Source organism: Sinorhizobium sp. NG07B (genome assembly GCF_002532005.1).
GTDB classification, from domain to species: Bacteria; Pseudomonadota; Alphaproteobacteria; order Rhizobiales; family Rhizobiaceae; genus Sinorhizobium; species Sinorhizobium fredii_C.
The window spans coordinates 1-1,289 of the sequence record NZ_NWTD01000043.1 but is presented as its reverse complement, the minus strand read 5'-3'; the positions used below and the strand labels follow the sequence as shown (position 1 = coordinate 1,289).

The 1,289-nt window shown below is 59.6% G+C and carries 1 protein-coding gene; it reads left to right on the top strand.

Annotation, left to right across the window (positions count from 1 at the left end):
* Nucleotides 1-1,289, top strand: a 1,289-nt coding sequence (locus tag CO664_RS29980) for an extracellular solute-binding protein (protein ID WP_097540718.1), incomplete at both ends; no start/stop codon positions are given.

Below are 1,289 nucleotides of genomic sequence, written 5' to 3'. Positions count from 1 at the left end.
GGACTGTCGCTTGTCTTCGATACGCTGTTGAAGCCGGCCGATGATGAAATTTCAACAGCCTATGGCTTACTCGCCGAGAGCGTCTCCTTTCCCGACGACATCTCGTCGGCGACCTTCCGTCTGCGGACCGAGGCGAAATGGGCAGACGGCAAACCGGTGACGCCCGAGGACGTCGTCTTCAGCTTCGAGAAGGCAAAGGAGCTGAACCCGCTTTATCAGAGCTACTACAGGCATGTCGTGAAGTCGGAAAAGACCGGCGACCGCGACGTGACCTTCCACTTCGATGAAAAGAACAATCGCGAACTGCCGCACATTCTCGGCCAGATCCTGATCGTTCCGAAACATTGGTGGGAGGGCAGCGGGCCGGACGGCAAGCCGCGCGACATCAGCCGCACGACGCTCGAGCCGGTCATGGGCTCGGGGCCCTACAAGATCGCTTCGTTCCAGCCGGGCAGCTCGATCCGTTTCGAATTGCGGGACGACTATTGGGGCAAGAACCTCAACGTCAATGTCGGGCAGAACAATTTCAACTCGATCACCTATTCCTTCTTCGGCGATCGCGACGTCGAGTTCGAGGCCTTCCGCTCCGGCAACACCGACTACTGGGTAGAAAACCAGGCAATGCGCTGGGCGACCGGCTTCGACTTCCCGGCGGTGAAGGACGGTCGCGTCAAGCGCGAGGAAATCCCCAACCCGTTCCGGGCAACCGGCGTCATGCAGGCGATGGTGCCGAACATGCGCCGCAAACCCTTCGACGACGAGCGCGTGCGCCAGGCGCTGAACTATGCGCTCGATTTCGAGGAACTGAACCGAACCATCTTCTTCAATCAATACCAGCGCGTAAACAGCTTCTTCTTCGGCACGGAACTCGCCTCATCGGGCCTGCCTAAGGGCGAGGAACTGAAGATCCTCAACGAGGTCAAGGAGCTGGTCCCACCGGAAGTGTTTACGACCCCCTACACCAATCCTGTCGGGGGAACGCCGGAAAAGGCCCGCGACAATCTGCGCCAGGCGATTGCGCTCCTCAAGGAAGCCGGCTTCGAACTCAAGGGCAACCGCATGGTCAACAAGGCGACCGGCAAGCCCTTCGCCTTCGAAATTCTGATAAACAGCCCGGCACTCGAGCGGGTCGCGCTTCCCTATACGCAGAACCTGAAGCGGATTGGTATCGAAGCAAGCGTGCGCATGGTCGATCCGTCGCAATATACCAACCGGGAGCGCGCCTTCGATTACGACATGACCTGGGAGGTCTGGGGCCAGACCTTGAGCCCCGGTAACGAGCAAGCGGA